This window comes from Nostoc sp. (genome assembly GCF_036917935.1).
In the GTDB taxonomy this organism is placed as follows: domain Bacteria; phylum Cyanobacteriota; class Cyanobacteriia; order Cyanobacteriales; family Nostocaceae; genus Nostoc.
Genome location: NZ_JBALEL010000002.1, coordinates 25816 through 42624, shown reverse-complemented (window position 1 = coordinate 42624; position 16809 = coordinate 25816). Strand labels below are relative to the sequence as shown.

General features: G+C 42.7%; 18 protein-coding genes. 10 read left to right on the top strand and 8 right to left on the bottom strand.

Annotated elements, in window-relative coordinates; genetic code table 11:
- Positions 1-78: 78 nt before the first annotated feature.
- Positions 79-1182: a phospho-N-acetylmuramoyl-pentapeptide-transferase gene (gene mraY / locus V7K62_RS00430; protein ID WP_334860634.1), complete on the top strand. Its 1104-nt coding sequence runs from the start codon at positions 79-81 to the stop codon at positions 1180-1182.
- Between the two features lie 131 nt (positions 1183-1313).
- Here mraY and V7K62_RS00425 read toward each other — a convergent pair whose 3' ends face one another.
- From V7K62_RS00425 to V7K62_RS00405, 5 genes are all read right to left on the bottom strand, one after another.
- The gene (locus V7K62_RS00425; RefSeq protein ID WP_334860632.1) at positions 1314-3065 is read right to left on the bottom strand and encodes a diguanylate cyclase domain-containing protein; all 1752 of its coding nucleotides are present in this window, start codon (positions 3063-3065) and stop codon (positions 1314-1316) included.
- A gap of 130 nt (positions 3066-3195) precedes the next feature.
- Positions 3196-3702, bottom strand: a complete 507-nt coding sequence (locus tag V7K62_RS00420) for a MogA/MoaB family molybdenum cofactor biosynthesis protein (protein WP_334860630.1) — start codon at positions 3700-3702, stop codon at positions 3196-3198.
- 213 nt (positions 3703-3915) lie between these two features.
- Positions 3916-4257, bottom strand: a complete 342-nt coding sequence (gene psb28, locus V7K62_RS00415; protein ID WP_334860628.1) for a photosystem II reaction center protein Psb28 — start codon at positions 4255-4257, stop codon at positions 3916-3918.
- A 104-nt stretch (positions 4258-4361) separates the two neighbouring features.
- Positions 4362-4814, bottom strand: a complete 453-nt coding sequence (gene dtd / locus V7K62_RS00410; protein WP_334860626.1) for a D-aminoacyl-tRNA deacylase — start codon at positions 4812-4814, stop codon at positions 4362-4364.
- 177 nt (positions 4815-4991) lie between these two features.
- Positions 4992-6101 carry a CobW family GTP-binding protein gene (locus tag V7K62_RS00405; protein WP_334860624.1) on the bottom strand — a complete coding sequence of 370 codons (1110 nt, stop codon included), beginning with the start codon at positions 6099-6101 and terminating at the stop codon, positions 4992-4994.
- A gap of 138 nt (positions 6102-6239) precedes the next feature.
- On the opposite strand from V7K62_RS00405, the gene cysS reads away from it, so the two are divergent.
- The 5 genes from cysS to V7K62_RS00385 all read left to right on the top strand — a co-directional run bounded on the left by cysS (position 6240) and on the right by V7K62_RS00385 (position 11148).
- Positions 6240-7736, top strand: a complete 1497-nt coding sequence (cysS, locus tag V7K62_RS00400) for a cysteine--tRNA ligase (protein ID WP_334860622.1) — start codon at positions 6240-6242, stop codon at positions 7734-7736.
- Between the two features lie 80 nt (positions 7737-7816).
- Positions 7817-9256 carry a TldD/PmbA family protein gene (locus tag V7K62_RS00395; protein ID WP_334860620.1) on the top strand — a complete coding sequence of 480 codons (1440 nt, stop codon included), beginning with the start codon at positions 7817-7819 and terminating at the stop codon, positions 9254-9256.
- A 125-nt stretch (positions 9257-9381) separates the two neighbouring features.
- Positions 9382-10728, top strand: a complete 1347-nt coding sequence (locus V7K62_RS00390; RefSeq protein WP_334860618.1) for a TldD/PmbA family protein — start codon at positions 9382-9384, stop codon at positions 10726-10728.
- 59 nt (positions 10729-10787) lie between these two features.
- The gene (locus V7K62_RS31435) at positions 10788-10970 is read left to right on the top strand and encodes a DUF6888 family protein (protein ID WP_442937199.1); all 183 of its coding nucleotides are present in this window, start codon (positions 10788-10790) and stop codon (positions 10968-10970) included.
- On the top strand, positions 10957-11148 hold the full coding sequence (locus tag V7K62_RS00385; protein ID WP_334860616.1) for a DUF6887 family protein: 192 nt from the start codon (positions 10957-10959) through the stop codon (positions 11146-11148). The genes V7K62_RS31435 and V7K62_RS00385 overlap by 14 nt, the downstream gene beginning before the upstream one ends.
- Positions 11149-11275: 127 nt before the next feature.
- On the opposite strand, the gene V7K62_RS00380 is transcribed toward V7K62_RS00385, so the two are convergent.
- The 3 genes from V7K62_RS00380 to coaD all read right to left on the bottom strand — a co-directional run bounded on the left by V7K62_RS00380 (position 11276) and on the right by coaD (position 12877).
- Positions 11276-11602 carry a Ycf66 family protein gene (locus V7K62_RS00380; RefSeq protein ID WP_334860614.1) on the bottom strand — a complete coding sequence of 109 codons (327 nt, stop codon included), beginning with the start codon at positions 11600-11602 and terminating at the stop codon, positions 11276-11278.
- 145 nt (positions 11603-11747) lie between these two features.
- Positions 11748-12416 (bottom strand): DivIVA domain-containing protein, encoded by a 669-nt coding sequence (locus V7K62_RS00375; RefSeq protein WP_334860612.1) that lies wholly within the window; start codon positions 12414-12416, stop codon positions 11748-11750.
- A complete protein-coding gene (coaD, locus tag V7K62_RS00370; RefSeq protein WP_334860610.1) occupies positions 12326-12877 on the bottom strand; it encodes a pantetheine-phosphate adenylyltransferase in 552 nt (183 codons plus the stop codon). The genes V7K62_RS00375 and coaD overlap by 91 nt, the downstream gene beginning before the upstream one ends.
- Before the next feature lie 275 nt (positions 12878-13152).
- Between coaD and lgt the strand changes: the two genes are divergently transcribed.
- The 4 genes from lgt (at position 13153) to rlmN (ending at position 16731) form a co-directional block, all read left to right on the top strand.
- Complete coding sequence (gene lgt / locus V7K62_RS00365) at positions 13153-14028, top strand: prolipoprotein diacylglyceryl transferase (protein WP_334860608.1); 876 nt, start codon at positions 13153-13155, stop codon at positions 14026-14028.
- Between the two features lie 217 nt (positions 14029-14245).
- A complete protein-coding gene (cobM, locus tag V7K62_RS00360) occupies positions 14246-15070 on the top strand; it encodes a precorrin-4 C(11)-methyltransferase (RefSeq protein ID WP_334860606.1) in 825 nt (274 codons plus the stop codon).
- Positions 15071-15206: 136 nt separating this feature from the next.
- Entirely contained in the window at positions 15207-15560 is a 354-nt protein-coding gene (locus V7K62_RS00355; protein ID WP_334860604.1) for a phenylpyruvate tautomerase MIF-related protein, read from the top strand.
- A gap of 79 nt (positions 15561-15639) precedes the next feature.
- Positions 15640-16731, top strand: coding sequence for a 23S rRNA (adenine(2503)-C(2))-methyltransferase RlmN (gene rlmN / locus V7K62_RS00350; RefSeq protein ID WP_334860602.1), 1092 nt, complete (start codon positions 15640-15642; stop codon positions 16729-16731).
- Positions 16732-16809: the final 78 nt, after the last annotated feature.

The window sequence follows — 16809 nt, the reverse complement described above, 5'->3', positions numbered from 1 at the left end:
CTTTTCAGGTTAGGGACTTGGTGGTATCCGTAGTTCCTGGTATTCAGTTTTATAAGTGTGGAGTGAAGGGAAACTTCTGTGGACGCTAAATTATCTCCTGAGCAAGGATTAAACATTTCTGGAATCGCTCTAGCCTCTTTATTAGCCGTAGGGCTAGGTACAACAGCATTTTTCTTGGATTCGATGGCCAATCGGCTACCGTGGCAAAGTATGTCGTTAACCCTGCCACTACTGTTGTGTGCGTTGGGTTCAGGTGCGGTGGGCTATTGGGTAATACCTTTACTTCAAGCACTTAAAACTGGACAAATAATTCGCGAAGATGGGCCCCAAGCTCATCTAAAAAAGGCAGGCACTCCCACAATGGGCGGTGTATTTTTTATACCTGTAGGTGTGATAATTGCCTGTATATTGTCTGGCTTTGCGAAAGAGGTGCTTGCGGTTTCGGCATTGACAATCAGCTATGGATTGATTGGCTGGCTCGACGATTGGCAAATTCTGCGCCGTAAATCAAATAAAGGTATATCTCCCCGAACAAAACTAGCTTTGCAGGTAAGTTTTGCGGCTGTGTTTTGTCTATGGCTGATGTTTAATCAACCTTCTAATATTACAAATATTGCTTTACCTTGGGTTAGCTTCACACTACCCTTAGGATTTCTCTTTTGGCCGTTAGCAGGTTTTGTACTAGTTGCAGAAAGTAATGCGACTAATTTAACAGATGGTATTGATGGCTTGGCAGCAGGAACAGTAGCGATCGCACTTTTGGCATTAGGTGCTTTAGTCGCACCTACAGCACCAGGGTTGATGGTTTTCTGTGCTGCTTTAAGTGGCGGGTGCTTAGGTTTCTTAGCCCATAACCGTAACCCAGCCCGCGTTTTCATGGGAGATACTGGTTCTTTAGCCCTGGGAGGAGCTTTAGCTGCTGTAGCACTATTGACAAACACCTTAGTAGGTCTGTTTATTCTCAGTGGTATCTTCTTCGTAGAAACCCTTTCGGTGATGGCACAGGTAAGTTATTACAAAGCCACAAAGGGCCCTGATGGCAAAGGCAAGCGCCTCTTTAAAATGGCACCTTTACACCATCATTTGGAACTTACTGGCTGGTCAGAATTGCAAGTGGTTGGAGTGTTTTATATAATCGCTGCTATTTTGGCTACTATTTGTCTAGCAATCGCTCCATTCTGAATCTTTTAAAAACTACTCGAATACAAAATGACAACTCCCACATCTTCAGGGAGTTGTTTTTTTATTTGAAGTGTCCTTGCTTTAATCCCACACTTTTAAACGTGGGTTACTCCTGCCTCCCGCCTCCTAAATTAATTATAGGTATTTACATACTCCATAACCCGATTCTTCCCTTTTCGCTTTGCCTCAAGCATTGCTTGATTTGCCCGATTCAGCAAATCCTTAACCGTAATACCTGGTTCTGATACAGCTATTCCAAAAGAAGCGGTGATGCTTTCGATGATCTGATCGCCGTCCTTCAATTGCATTTGTTCAATATCTATTCTTAGTTGTTCTACTCGCTTTCTGAGCGTTTCCAGTGTCATATTAGGCATCACAATCACAAATTCTTCACCACCCCATCTGCAAGCAATGTCAAAAGAGCGAACAGATTTTAACAGCAGCTTTGCTAATGCCTGGAGAACAATATTGGCAGTCAGATGCCCATAACGCGAGTTGTAAGATTTGAAGTTATCGATATCAAGGAAAATAACACTAAGAGGTTGTCCCGACCGTTCAGCTTCCGCTAACCTCTGTTCCGTTATGCTTTGCATATAGTTTTGATTGAATAGTTGGGTCATCCCATCGCGCAAATTATCATAGGTTAGACGTTGTTTTATCGATAGATTATTCAGTGCAATGCCTAATGTTCTAGCAATAATCTCAGTAATTTGTTGATCTTCTGGACTGATTTCTGCAAGCGCATAGATGTGTAAAACCCCAACTACTTCGCCTTGTCCAAAGAATGGAACACACAAATGTGTGCCCCTAACAGGCTGTATTAAGTGGCTACACATCAGTCCTGAGTCACCAGGCGATAAAAGGTTTAATTTCCCTCTCCGCAATGCCCAACACTCAGATTGCGAAAATATTTCTTTACTGTTTCTTTCACCTCCCCAAAAACTATTCATCTGAACATAATTCTTGGAATTAGCAATTATATAGATACAACCACTCATATTAGGAAACAGCTTGGAACAGGTGAAAGCGACGACTTGATACACCTCATCTTCAGACTCGCAGGAATAAAGCATATCCGCCATATCTGAGAGATATATAAGTTCCTGTGTTTTTGCCTCTAATTGCAGCGTTTTTTCTTGTAGTTGCCGATTTAGCTCAGTGAGCGATCGCTGTGCTTCTATGGATTCTGTAATCTCGATACTGATCCCACCGATGCGGTTAGCACCCGTTGCGTAATCGCTAAACGGAAACTTAAACGATAGCCAGTAGGACGGCTGATCGTTACCAGGTCTTTTTGCCTCTTCAATCAGCTTTAAGGGGCGTAGAGTTTTCAAAACGACTTGATCGTTTTCCATTACCCGCCGCCCCTCTTCTGGATCTGGCAAGAATTCACTATCTGTTTTTCCCAACCATTCTTGTGGATTTACCGAAAATCTAGACTGTAACTCCTGGTTGTAGTAGAGCATTCTAGATTGCTCATCTTTGATATAGGCTCCAAAGGGGCCCTGATCTAGGAACAGCTGTTGTATCTGCTGGCTGCGTTGAAGTTCGCGGGTATCTTCTTCATATCTAGCGATCGCCTCTACAATTTGATCAGCGGTTGGCATCATGTAGAGTAAAGCAGACAAGGAAATAAATGCCATTATGTCGAGTACGCCTAAGTGCAGCAGAGATACTGCCATATATGGCTCAAAGATCACCAGAAAATGATGAAATCCGCAAAATAGTACGAACCCACCTGATAAGAAAAAGGTTAGCCAAAACTGAGAAGGGATAGTTGCCTTAGTTTTGGCAAAGATAACCCCTATTACTATGGGGATACCAAAGTATGAAAATGCAGTGATGCCGTGAGCAATCATGCAATTCCAGTAAATAGGCTCCATTGCTGACCTGATATTAACAATTTTATCCGTTTGACTATAATTCTAGATAGCTTCAAGATGTAAGAACAGAAGGGATGATTTCAGTGCCTCATAAAAGTTCTTATGGGAACTGTCTGAACAGCTGCTTATTTCACCCCTTACAAACCTGACTTACTAAGTGAGTGAGTTCGGGTAAGATCAATTTTTCCATCGCTAGTCGCACAGCATTACTGGAACCAGGAAGCGAGAAGATTAATTTATCTTGATAAACACCAGCAACAGCGCGAGAAGCGATCGCCCGCGAACCAATCTCTTGATAACTTAAAAAACGAAATAACTCACCAAATCCCGGTAAGGTTTTCTCCAGTAACTTCTCAATAGCATCATAGGTGGTATCTCTTGGTGCAATACCTGTACCACCACTGAAAATTACAGCATCCAAATTTGAGCTTTTACCCAGATTTTCTATCTGCCCTTGAATTTGTGTTGGTTCATCTTTAATAATTCTGTACACTCCTATAGCATGGTTAGCAGCAAGGAGTAACTGCTGAATTAGCTGCCCACTTTTGTCTGTTTCAAAAGTGCGTGTATCGCTGACAGTAACCACAGCACAAGTTACCGTAATTCTAGGCGAGTCTGGGTGGGGTTGTTGTATCATAGCTTAAGCTTTCAACTTTTGATAACGACTCATTTGTCATGGGAAATAGTACATTGGACATGAAAACAATTACTTATGCCCAATGCCCCATGCCCTTCAGAAGTGCTGAGTACTGTTAGCGGATAGCTAGGGTTTAGCCCGTACTGAGTGGGGAATCTTACTTATTTACTCAGAACTCGGAACTGTTTTGCCCCATGCCCCATACCCTATGCCCTATGCCTCATTTTTGCTCAGTCCCAAATCGTTTTCTTCTGCATACCGTTCCATGAAGCGCATAAAGCGCTCCCATTCTTGGACAGATTTCATTACGTAAAGTGCTTCTAATGCTTCCGGTTTCCCGTTGACAAATTTAGCCTTAACTTCACGGGTAATTATCTCTCCTTCTTCGTCAATCAGGTACATCCCGGTAATATCTTCGGTGCTACCTTGATCTAAAATTTTCGGATTCGTAAAAATAAATGTCGCTGTGCCACTGTCACCACTGCGCGATCGCGTCAAGCGTACCTCTGGAGTGACTTCTTCGTCAAGACCTTTAGAAAACTGAATTTTCGTCATGATGAATGAATTTAAACTTTTGTGATGGTTAATTTAATATTCTCTCATCAATTAGAACACCACGGTCTAGAGGCTACTGTTATTCATCTTTTTAGTGTATATACTTAAATTGCTTCTTTTTCAAGTAACAAAGTTACAGGGCCATCGTTTTCAATTGTAACTTGCATTATTGCACCAAATTGACCTGTTTCCACTTGCAACCCGCTAGCTCTTAATTTGGTAACAAAACGATTATACAAATCTGCTGCTGACTGCGGAGTGGCTGAACGGTCAAAAGAAGGACGGCGACCTTTGCGACAGTCACCGTAAAGCGTAAACTGACTGACTACCAACAACTCACCGCCAATTTCTTGTACAGATTTTTGCCAACGGTCGTTTCCTTTCTCGTCAGGAAACAGCCGCAATTCTAAGCACTTACGCACCATCCAGTCGATTTCAGCATCAGTGTCGGTATTAGCAATACCCACGAGCAAATTTAGCCCCCGCCCAACTTTGCCGACAATTTCACCGTTAACTGTAACTTGAGATGATTTGACTCGCTGGATAACAACGCGCATTTTAATCTAAAGGTTCATCAACGTTTCAATTTTAGAGCGATCGCATTCTTAAACCGCAAACTAAATTACGACGGGCTACGCCTACGCTATTATCTCATTTCCATTGCTCAAAATCGATGGCGGAGCCATTGGGAATGCATTCCCAGGTTCTACCTGGGAATGAGTAACTCCTAACTTTTATTTCCCAAAACCTTTACCGCGAGAGGTTGAAGGTAGACAAATACAGTTTTCGAGTTGAGTAATTAAAGCCTCACGATCTAAATTTTGACCAATCAGCACTAGCTGGTTTTTCAATTGACCTTGCCATTCATCATCATCCAAGGTAAAGCGTTTACCGCAAAGGTGGAAAATATGACGCTTTGGACTTTCATCAAACCACATAATACCCTTCGCTCGGAAGATATTTGAGGGTAACTGGTTATCTAAGAAATACTGAAACTTCCTAATAGAAAAAGGCTTGTCACTTTGGAAAGAGATGGAAGTAAAACCATCATTTTCTAAATGGTCAGAATGATGGTGATGCTCGTGGTGATCGTGGTCATGGTCGTGATGATCGTGACCGCAGGTTGAGTGATCATGATCATCATGATGATCGTGATCGTGATGGTCGTGTTCATCCACCACTGTGTCAAAATATTTATCAGACTCAAACAGACCAACACTGAGAATTAACGGTAGTGGCACTTGCGATCGCGTAGCGCGAATAATTCTTGCTCCTTCCTTAACTTCGTTAATTTTTCTTTCTAACTCATTCAAAGTGGCTTCATCAACCAAATCTGCTTTGTTCAGCACAATTACATCACCATAAGCAATCTGGCTGTATGCTGCCTCAGAGTTAAATAAATCTAGGCTGTAATTCGCCGCGTCTACCACGGTAATAATCGAATCCAAGCGGGTTAAATCTCGCAACTCTGTGCCCAAGAATGTTAAAGCTACTGGTAGCGGATCTGCCAATCCTGTTGTTTCCACTACTAGATAATCTAGATTTTCTTGGCGTTCTAAAACCTTGTAAACTGCATCTACTAAATCATTATTAATAGTGCAGCAAATACAACCATTATTTAGCTCCACCATGTTCTCACCAGTGGAAACAATTAGCTCGTTGTCGATGCCAATTTCGCCAAATTCATTCACGAGAACAGCCGTTTTCAAACCCTGTTGGTTGTTGAGGATATGATTGAGTAAAGTCGTCTTGCCACTACCGAGGAAACCCGTAATAATTGTTACTGGCATTCCTTGTTTGGGCGTATCCATTGCGGAAGATTCGGGTGTAACTGCTGATTGCATAGCGCTGTTATCAAATAGTCAAAAAATAGTAATGTAGCGCAGATAGTCCAGAAAACACTAGCATAGGGATGCTGGACTGTCATCCCAGCTGCTTTACCCTATTATTACGTATCTCCTTATTTCAGCATTACTTCTGTTATGACCCTAACCCTTTACAATACTCTCACCCGTCGTCAAGAACCGTTTGAAACAGTCGAAGCAGGCAAGGTTAAGATGTATTACTGCGGCGTGACGGTGTACGACTACTGCCATTTGGGTCATGCTAGAGCTTGCATCGTTTGGGACGTAGTACGCCGATACCTCCAGTTTATCGGCTATGAAGTGCGATATATCCAAAATTTTACCGATATTGATGACAAGATTCTGAATCGAGCTTGTGTTGAACATTCATCAATGGAAGCTGTAGCCGATCGCTTTATCAAAGCATATTTTGAGGATATGGCACGATTGGGGATCAAAGAAGCTGATGAGTATCCCCGCGCTACCCACACGATGAATGGCATTCAGCGGTTAATTCATGAGTTGGAAAATAAAGGTTTTGCTTATCCTGCTGACGGCGATGTGTATTATGCAGTACGGCAGTTTGCTGAGTATGGCAAGCTTTCGGGACGCAAGTTAGAAGATATGCAAGCTGGGAAAAGCGATGTCTACGACGGGCGTAGCTGCGGCGTCAACGTAGAAGATCCAGAGTACCAAAAAAAGAAAGATCCTTCTGATTTTGCTTTATGGAAGGCAGCAAAACCGGGAGAACCCTCTTGGGAATCACCTTGGGGCGCAGGTCGTCCGGGGTGGCACATTGAATGCTCGGCAATGGTGCGCGATCGCTTGGGTGATACCATAGATATTCATGCTGGTGGTGCTGACTTAATTTTTCCCCATCACGAAAACGAAATTGCCCAATCTGAGGCTGTGACAGGAAAACCCTTAGCGCGTTACTGGTTGCATAACGGCATGGTGAAGGTAGATGGTGAAAAAATGTCCAAATCTTTGGGCAACTTTACCACTATTCGAGAATTGCTGGATCGAGGAGTTGACCCGATGGCAGTGCGGTTGTTTGTATTGACCGCTCAATATCGTACACCCATAGATTTTACCGATGAAGCGATCGCCGCAGCTACTAATGGTTGGCATACCATTAAAGAAGGTTTACTTTTTGGCTACCAATACGGCAAAAAACTAGGCTGGGAAGTAGAAGAGGCGGAAAATTCCCTAATCCAAAATCCAAAATTTAAAATCCAAAATTCAGATGTTGAACGCTTCCAAGAAAGTGTAAATAACGACTTTAATTTTCCCGGTGGATTAACAGTGCTGTTTGAATTAGCCAAAGAACTGCGCCGTGAGGGAAACATTCTTGTGCATGAAGGGAAAACACAAACATCACCAGAGGAGTTACAGCGTCAATGGCAAACTCTCGTCACATTGGCGGGAGTTTTAGGTTTAGAAGCGGAGATAGAAGCTGAAACTCATACGAGTAATGCTTTAAGCGATGCGGAAATTGAGGCTAAAATTCAGCAAAGGCAAGAAGCACGTAAAGCCAAGAATTTTGCCGAAAGCGATCGCATTCGTGACGAACTTCAAGCAGAAGGTATTACGCTAATTGATAGCCGTGATGGCACGCGCTGGCATCGGAATTAGAGGGGACTGGGGACTAAGATTGAATTCTTCCCAATGCCCAATGCCCAATGCCCAATGCCCAATTCCCAATTTCTTAAATTATGTGGTCTGAACTTAAAAAAGCGATCGCTAGTTTCGATATTCCCGCTGATTGGATTGGTATTAGAGCCGTAAAGGAGACTTCTACTATCCGTTCAGTTCGTGATGCCTTACCCCAACTAAACGGCAAATCCTTCACTGTCGGAGCCATGCTGGAAGTTTTGGTCAATGGCTGTCTGGGTTATGCAGCTACTAACTCTCTAGAACTGTCTTCCCTTCAAACCGCTGCCCAAACAGCCTATAAACAGGCACTAGCAGCCAGTGAATGGTGGATACATCCCTTCCGTGAAAGTGAGCGCCCTAAAGTCGTCGGTGAATATAAATCTCCATTTATTGAGCCATTGGATGCTCTGAGTCCAGGAGAAATCAACGATTTACTGGTTCACATTTGCCAAAGGCTCAAAGTTAACGACAAAATTGTGCAAACTATAGCCAGTGCCAGCACCACTGAGAGAGAGTCTTGGTTTGTTAGCAGCAACGGCTCAGAAGTCTATCAAAAAATACTATCTATAGGCACTAATTACGGAGTCACTGCCCAAGATGGAGCGGTTGTACAGCAGCGCAGCGACAACGGCTCGCAAGCAAACTGTTATCAAGGCGGACTCGAACTCTTAAAACAAGAAGACTTATGGCATCGGGTACGGCAAATAGGCGAACAAGCAATAGAACTCTTGACAGCAGAGGAATGCCCAACCACCCGTACCAATTTAGTTTTAGCCCCAGATCAAATGATGCTGCAAATCCATGAAAGTGTCGGGCATCCCCTAGAAATTGACCGAATTTTGGGAGATGAGCGTAACTATGCTGGGGGCAGTTTCGTTAATAAAAGTGATTTTGGCAACCTAGCTTATGGTTCGCCACTGATGAACATTACCTTTGATCCTACCGTACCTGGTGAATTTGCTAGTTATGGTTTTGATGATACGGGAGCTGTAGCAACACGGGAGTATTTGGTTAAAGAAGGTGTACTCCAACGGGGTTTAGGCAGTCTGGAGAGTCAAGCAAGAGCAGGTGTAGCAGGAGTTGCCTGTGCCCGTGCTTCCTCATGGAATCGACCAGCGATCGATCGCATGGGTAACTTGAATTTAGAACCTCTAAACGGCACTTTTGAAGACATTATTAGCGGCATAGAACACGGCGTTTACATGGAATCTAACCGTTCTTGGTCAATTGACGATCGCCGCTACAAATTCCAATTTGGTTGTGAGTACGCTAAATTAATTGAAAATGGTAAATTCACCAAAACCCTCCGCAATCCTAACTATCGCGCCACAACACCAGAATTTTGGCATAGTTTAATTAAAGTCGGAGATGCCACAAACTGGCAAATGTATGGTACTCCTTATTGTGGCAAAGGAGAACCAAATCAGGCCATTTGGGTAGGACATGGTTCACCTGTTTGTGTATTTGCTAATGTCGAAGTTTTTGGTGGAGGAACTTGAAGAGGACACGGGGACGCAAGGATATGGGGACGCGGAGACATTTTCATTCTCCGTGTCCCTGCGTCTTACCCTCCCCACATTTACCCCACTCCCCACTCCCTACTCCCTATTAATATTTAATATCCATGAAAATTGAGGAATTATCTGCGTTAGAAGTCAGCTTTAATCGACTGATTGAAAGTCTGCTGATCAAAAAAGCAGAAGATGAACAATTCACTGTGAGACTCAGCAGTGAAATAAGTCAATTTACTCGTTTTAATCATGCTAAAGTGCGACAAACTGGTTGTGTCGCTGATGGTTGGATAGAACTAACTTTGATGAAAGAGCAGCGCACCAGTGTTCGGCAGTTTCCCTTTACTGGAAATTGGCAGGTAGACTGGCAGTTAACATATACTTTTTTACAGGAACTACGTGACGAACTTCTTCTACTACCCATCGATCCATATCTAGTTCTGCCATCAGGAAATAATACCAGTAGAGAGATACATTCTGGGAATTTATTGGCGGCTGAGGCAGTAGTACCAACTGTGCTAGAACTAGTTGCTGAATTGGATTTTACAGGGATATATGCAGGGGGAGTAGTAATTAAAGCTTATGGGGATTCTAGTGGTCAAAAACACTGGTTTGCGACTGATTCTTTTACATTAGATTATTCTCTATTTTCCACATCTGGGCAAGCTGTTAAGGGTACATTTGCTGGGAGTAATTGGGATGAATCTACATATATAGCCAAAATTAGCGACGCCAAAAAACAACTAGAATTGCTTGCTCACCCAACTAAAGAACTGCCACGGGGACAATACAAAACTTATTTTGCACCTGCTGCTGTTGCAGATTTATTAGTAATGCTTTCTTGGGGAGCTGTGAGTGAAGCTGATATTCAGCAAGGAAACAGTTCTTTAGCATCTCTATGGCGTCAAGAAAAACAACTTTCGACTGCATTTAGTTTAAAAGAAAACTTTCAACGGGGATTAGTACCACGATTTAATGAATTGGGAGAAATAGCAGCACCAGAGTTACCTATAATAGAAAAAGGACATTTGATAAATACTTTGGTGAATTCTCGGACTGCTAAGGAATATCAAAAAATTGCCAACGGTGCTAATGGTTCAGAAACTTTACGAGCGCCAGAAGTGAGTCCGGGAAATTTAGTATTTGAGCAGATTCTTCCGAGTTTAGATATAGGATTATATGTATCAAATTTGCATTACTTGAATTGGAGCGATCGCCACACTGGTAGAATCACAGGTATGACCCGCTATGCTTGTTTTTGGGTAGAAAATGGAGAAATTATTGCCCCGATTGAAAACTTACGTTTTGATGAAAGTCTTTATCGCTTCTGGGGAGAAAACCTAGTAGATTTAACGACTTTTCAGGAATTCATTCCCGAAGTCGGAACTTATGAAAGTCGCCAACTAGGAGGTAGTTTAGTTCCCGGTATGTTGGTAAATGATTTTACATATACTTTGTAATTATCTGCTGAGAGGAAATCAAAAGCCAGCCATTAAAACCTTGAAAATGAAATAAGAAGGTGGAATTGGAACCGACATCAGAGCATCTGGAAGCGTATTATCGGATATCAGTAAGAGCAAGCAATCTGCTTCAATCGATAAACGTAGTGCGCCTAGATGAGAGGACAAAGCGCATATATATGCTAGTTAGAGACACAATACAAATAGAAATCTACCCTAAAGGTTTCCATGACAGATTCTAACTACCAAGCGATGACTAATGAAGAGTTGCGAGACTGCGTTCGCTACTATCCCAAAGATGTAGAAGCTTTCCACATTCTAATGGATAGATTAGAGCAACGTCCAAAAGTGATTTTTACCACAGATGAAGAAATTGAAGCCGAATTAAAAAAGCGAATTAACCAATCGCGATCGCAGTGAAGGATACTGGAGATTATTGACTGGGGACTAGGGATTTATTAGGGATTATGTACTTTTCCCAGTACCCATTTTTATGAGTTTTAAACACAAATATTATTATTTTTAATCAAATTATCCCATACTAAAATCACCTATCTCTGTAAACTGCATTAATTACAACACCTTTGATGCTCAGGTAAAGAATTAATAGCAACAATAAAAATTGCTCAAATTGAAGAACTGGATCTAAACGCCAACCTTGATAATACAAGATTGCTCCACTTAACAACATTATAATTGGCGTAAATATAAGTTGGATAATGTAAAGCGATAAAGCCCAACCTCTAAGCCTGGTTCCACGTTGGGATAGCCAAGCTACTGTTAAAATTAAGTAAATAATTGCCCAAAGCAAATAAATAATTCCAATTAAACCAGGTATATTTAATCCAAAGTTAACTTGAGCAAAAGTGAGCATTTATTAAAAATCCTGCTTAATTACAAGCTAAAATTTTAAATCTATTAGTAGGTAGATTCCCTAAAATTCTTCCTTAATGAAAATTGTTGGGTTAAGCAATAGCGAAACCCAACCGATAATTTTTCCTCATCTCTCGTTAGAACCTCTATCTTTTTTTGCCAGGAGGTGAATTGCGCTGAGTGAGGTTATCAATTTGCAATTGTTGGCGTCCGTTGGTGATAATTCGCAACATCTCTTTGAGATCCTGCTCAATATTTTCTAGGATGCCATCAGCATAAGCATCAGCACCATCTTCAATTTCTTGAGCGTGAGCGATCGCAGTTTGTCGCATCAGCTCTAACTCTTGCTGACAAGCATACCGCTTGCGGTCAATATCGGCGAGGGTTTCTTGCATTATTCCCTCACACTCTTGTTGCACTTGTCGCCGCAGTTGTTCAGCTTCTTGTTCTGCCTGGTGAATAATATCGCTTTCAGCTAAAATTTGCGCTCTTTTTGCTTGTGCAGCCTCAACAACCTGCTGCCCATACTCTTCGGCTTCCAGCAGAATTTCGTCCTTTTGGTCGAGAACTGCTGCTGCTTCTTGAAAAAGCGATGGTAAAGCTAGCCGGATGTAATCAAGCTGATCCAGCAGCTTTTCTTCATCTATGAGCGTGCGTCCCGTCAGCGGAATCCTGAGACTAGAGAGAACCATTTCCTCTAGGCGGTTGAGTTCCTGCTGAATATCTATGCTTCCCTCTCCACCGAGATACTCTTCAGGGGGGGAATTGCTTCCGTTGAGATTGGATTCAACATTGGAGATTTCTGATTGTAGCATTGGTATATATCTAGAGCAATGTGTGGAGGAACGAGATGATCGATAGAGCCACCAAACCTTGCAATCTCTTTTACCACACTACTACTTAAAAAACTATACTCATTTGAGGTTGCGAGAAAAACTGTTTCTATTTGAGTAGAAAGAGTTTTGTTGGTGTGAGCCATTTGCAGTTCCACTTCAAAATCTGACACAGCCCGTAAACCCCGGATCAAAACTTGTGCTTGTCGCATTTGGGCATAGTTGACGGTAAGACCATCAAAGCTGTCTACTTCTACATTAGGTAGATGTTGTGTAGAATGACTGATCTGATCTAGCCGTTGCTCTACACTAAAAAGTGGCATTTTGTTAGGGTTCCGCAGTACAGCGACAATCACCCGCTCAAACAGCCGACTACCGCGCCCGATGAGATCAAGGTGTCCCAAGGTGATGGGGTCGAAGCTACCAGGATAAATAGCAATCACAATTTTAAATATATCAAAGTTGTTTAGGTGATTATATCGAAACCGTTTTGTGTAACCTACTCAAATCTACCATCTTGCGCTCTGGGTAAGGATGGTAAACTCAATTGTTTTAGTGGCACAAGTTATGCTCAACTAGGCGTATGAATACTGGATTTTTACCTATGTCCCCACAATGTTGTGGAAGATTCAAGTGTAGTTATAGTATTCAAGACACAAGAAACTCCGTACTTAGCAAAGTGCGCGAGTAGTTAACGAACTTTTCTAGGTAATTTTTCATGGCACTGGATTTTTCCACCTTGCCCTTGGCATTTCAATTTACTTCTCCAGGACCGATTCTGGTGAAAATAGGGCCACTAAGTATCCGTTGGTATGGCTTGTTGATTGCCACAGCAGTGTTAATTGGCGTCATCCTTTCCCAGCATTTGGCAAAGCGCCGTAATGTTAATCCTGAGTTGCTAGGGGATTTGTTTTTTTGGTTGTTGATTGGGGCAATTCCTGGCGCACGACTATATTACGTTTTCTTTGAATGGCCAAAATATGCCCCAACTCCAGGAAAAATCTTTGCGATCTGGGAAGGAGGTATTGCCATTCACGGCGCAATTCTTGGTGGCGTTTTGGCTGCGTTAATCTTTGCCAAAATCAAGCAAGTTTCTTTCTGGCAACTGGCAGATTTAGTTGCACCTTCGCTGATTTTAGGGCAGGCGATCGGACGTTGGGGCAATTTCTTTAATTCGGAAGCTTTTGGCGATCCCACTGATTTACCCTGGAAACTTTATATTCCACCAGACCATCGTCCTCTAGACTATGTTAGTTTCGATTACTTTCATCCCACCTTTCTCTACGAATCTCTGTGGGATTTAATGGTGTTTACGCTACTAATAACATTGTTTTTCCGGTCTTTATCCGGTAAGCCACGCCTGAAGGTAGGCACACTGTTTCTAGTTTACTGGCCAGCCTACAGCTTAGGACGCTTATGGATCGAAGGCTTTCGCACTGATAGCTTAATGCTGGGGCCGTTAAAAATGGCACAAGTAGTAAGTAGTCTAGGAATTTTATTGGGATTAGTCGGATTAGCTTGGCTTTACTTACTCAAACGCCCTTTACCCGATGTAGTTCCAACTCCTAAGGGAAATGGGGAGAGTGGCAGATGAGGGAGTAGGGATGAGGGGGATAAGGGGGATGTGGAGGAGAGCATAATTAAATATTCAATGGTCAATGCCCCATACCCAATGCCCAAAAATAAAAAATGCCCCAGAGTATTCTCTAGGGCTTAACCAGGGTGCATCTACCATTACTCTCTACTAGGGAAAGAGGGTGAATCCGGAAAGATACTGAAGAATTTGCCAAAAAATTTTTTGAGGGATTGCCGTGTGTTCTTTTAAAGGTGAATATACAGAGAACCTGAAGGATAAAAAAACACTATATGCTGTAGAACCATCTGTGTATATTGTGGGAGCAGGCCCTGGAGATCCTGATTTATTAACGGTGAAGGCGCAGAAACTACTGGCTGTTGCTGATGTAATTTTATATGCTGATTCTTTAGTACCCGAAGAGATTTTAGAACTTTGTCGAAATGATGCGGAGATAATTAGAACTGCGAATCAAACTTTAGAAGAGATTTTGCTGATTATGATCGATAGGGTGCGATCGCAGCACAAATCTCTAGTCCGTCTCCATTCTGGCGATCCTAGTCTCTACAGCGCCATCCACGAGCAAATGCACCTCCTAAGAGAGGCAAATATTCCTTTTGAAGTCATACCCGGTATCAGCGCCTTTCAAGCCGCTGCTGCCAAACTTAAAATCGAACTAACTGTTCCTGGTTTAGTCCAAACCATTATTTTGACACGCATTAGTGGACGTACAGAAGTCCCCGCCACAGAAGAATTAGCCTCTCTGGCGGCACATCAGGCTAGTCTCTGCCTATATCTCAGTGCGCGTCACGTCGAAAATGCTCAAGCTAAACTACTCGAACACTATCCAGCCGAAACCCTGATTGCGATTTGCTTTCGCATCGGCTGGCCCGATGAAAAAATCAGGGTTGTCCCTCTAAATCAAATGGCAGACTGCACTCATCAAGAAAAACTAATTCGCACTACACTTTATATAATCAGTCCAGCCCTCTCGACAACAACAGGGCGATCGCGTTTATATCATCCCGAACATAATCACCTATTTCGCTCATCTCATAACTAATTGCTAGGCATTGGGCATTGGTTATTTATTCTCCTTATCCCCCTCTTCTCCCCACTCCCTAATCTTTGTACTCTATACCTCTGCATTTCGATAAACTTAACAATGTCAATAAAATTCCAAATTCCAATTCATTACTATGCCATTAATTAAAGTGCAAACTTCTGCATCTGCTCCTCAAAAAGCTGAAATTGAGTCCATGCTTTTAAACTTATCAGCCAAGTTAGCGCAACATTTGGGAAAACCAGAATCTTATGTAATGACTGCTTTTGAACCAGGAATTCCCATGACTTTTGCCGGGAATACAGACCCAGTTTGCTACATTGAAATTAAGAGCGTTGGTACGATGAAGCCAGATCAAACCGCAGCAATGAGTCAAGACTTTTGCCAGCAGATTAACCAAACTCTAGGCGTGGCGAAAAATCGCATTTATATAGAGTTTGCAGACGCAAAGGGTGCAATGTGGGGCTGGAACGGTACAACCTTTGGTTAATTAACCATATTCTTTGGTCAAGACTAACTCGATCTAGCAGGTGTAGTATAGAGATCCAACATCAACTCGTGATTTTTTTATGTCTGCTACGCCTCTTGTATCTCAGGTTGACTTCAACTCAGAAAAATCAGAATTAATCCCTCCCCTTCTAGGTGCTTCTCTGGCGGAGTTAACTACTTGGGTGCAGCAACAAGGACAACCTGCTTACAGAGGAAAGCAACTGCATGAATGGATCTATGACAAAGGGGTGCGATCGCTAGCTGATATTTCTGTCTTCTCCAAGCAATGGCGGAAAGAAGTAGCAGAAATCCCCATTGGGCGCTCAATTTTACATTACCGCTCTGAGGCTCCCGATGCTACAGTCAAATATCTTTTACGATTAACAGACGGGCAAATTATTGAAACTGTAGGCATCCCCACCTTCGCAGAAAGGGGAGAAGGCCCAAAAGCCCGTTTGACAGTTTGCGTCTCTACTCAGGTGGGTTGCCCAATGGCGTGTGATTTCTGCGCTACTGGTAAAGGAGGCTACAAACGTAACCTAGCACGGCACGAAATTATCGATCAGGTGTTGACTGTGCAAGAAGATTTTCAGCAACGGGTTAGCAATGTGGTGTTTATGGGACTGGGTGAACCATTGTTAAATACGGAGAATGTCCTAGCAGCCCTGAAATGCCTGAATCAAGATGTCGGTATTGGGCAGCGATCGCTTACAGTTTCTACAGTGGGTATTCGCGATCGCATCCGTCAGTTCGCGCAAAACAATTTGCAAGTCACTCTGGCTGTGAGTCTCCATGCACCCAACCAAGCACTACGAGAAAAACTCATTCCCAGCGCCCGCGCCTATCCTCTCGAAGATTTATTGGCTGAATGTCGGGAATATGTGGAAATCACTGGCCGCCGGGTTACTTTTGAATATGTTCTCCTTGCTGGTGTTAACGATTTACCACAACACGCATTGGAACTTTCAAAATGCCTGCGAGGATTCCAAAGTCATGTAAATTTGATTCCCTACAATCCCATCCAAGAAGTAGACTACAAACGCCCCAACCGCGATCGCATTCAAGCGTTTGTCAACGTCCTCAACCAGCAAAATACTGCTGTTAGTGTCCGTTATTCCCGTGGTTTAGAAGCTGATGCTGCTTGCGGACAACTAAGAGCAAGTAAGAATTAAAGCTGTTGGACTCAGTAAATTTAATTACTTTAATCTCACAGATATCTTGACATTAGTCGCAATTGCTGCAAGAAGGCG

What these genes read in the sequence shown, in the direction of transcription:
- V7K62_RS00425 (WP_334860632.1), bottom strand. Translation starts at nt 3,065, where the DNA reads ATGGAGCCTATTTACTGGAATTGCATGATTGCTCACGGCATCACTGCA.
- V7K62_RS00420 (WP_334860630.1), bottom strand. Translation starts at nt 3,702, where the DNA reads ATGATACAACAACCCCACCCAGACTCGCCTAGAATTACGGTAACTTGT.
- psb28 (WP_334860628.1), bottom strand. Translation starts at nt 4,257, where the DNA reads ATGACGAAAATTCAGTTTTCTAAAGGTCTTGACGAAGAAGTCACTCCA.
- dtd (WP_334860626.1), bottom strand. Translation starts at nt 4,814, where the DNA reads ATGCGCGTTGTTATCCAGCGAGTCAAATCATCTCAAGTTACAGTTAAC.
- V7K62_RS00405 (WP_334860624.1), bottom strand. Translation starts at nt 6,101, where the DNA reads ATGCAATCAGCAGTTACACCCGAATCTTCCGCAATGGATACGCCCAAA.
- cysS (WP_334860622.1), top strand. Translation starts at nt 6,240, where the DNA reads ATGACCCTAACCCTTTACAATACTCTCACCCGTCGTCAAGAACCGTTT.
- V7K62_RS00395 (WP_334860620.1), top strand. Translation starts at nt 7,817, where the DNA reads ATGTGGTCTGAACTTAAAAAAGCGATCGCTAGTTTCGATATTCCCGCT.
- V7K62_RS00390 (WP_334860618.1), top strand. Translation starts at nt 9,382, where the DNA reads ATGAAAATTGAGGAATTATCTGCGTTAGAAGTCAGCTTTAATCGACTG.
- V7K62_RS00385 (WP_334860616.1), top strand. Translation starts at nt 10,957, where the DNA reads ATGACAGATTCTAACTACCAAGCGATGACTAATGAAGAGTTGCGAGAC.
- V7K62_RS00380 (WP_334860614.1), bottom strand. Translation starts at nt 11,602, where the DNA reads ATGCTCACTTTTGCTCAAGTTAACTTTGGATTAAATATACCTGGTTTA.
- V7K62_RS00375 (WP_334860612.1), bottom strand. Translation starts at nt 12,416, where the DNA reads ATGCTACAATCAGAAATCTCCAATGTTGAATCCAATCTCAACGGAAGC.
- lgt (WP_334860608.1), top strand. Translation starts at nt 13,153, where the DNA reads ATGGCACTGGATTTTTCCACCTTGCCCTTGGCATTTCAATTTACTTCT.
- V7K62_RS00355 (WP_334860604.1), top strand. Translation starts at nt 15,207, where the DNA reads ATGCCATTAATTAAAGTGCAAACTTCTGCATCTGCTCCTCAAAAAGCT.
- rlmN (WP_334860602.1), top strand. Translation starts at nt 15,640, where the DNA reads ATGTCTGCTACGCCTCTTGTATCTCAGGTTGACTTCAACTCAGAAAAA.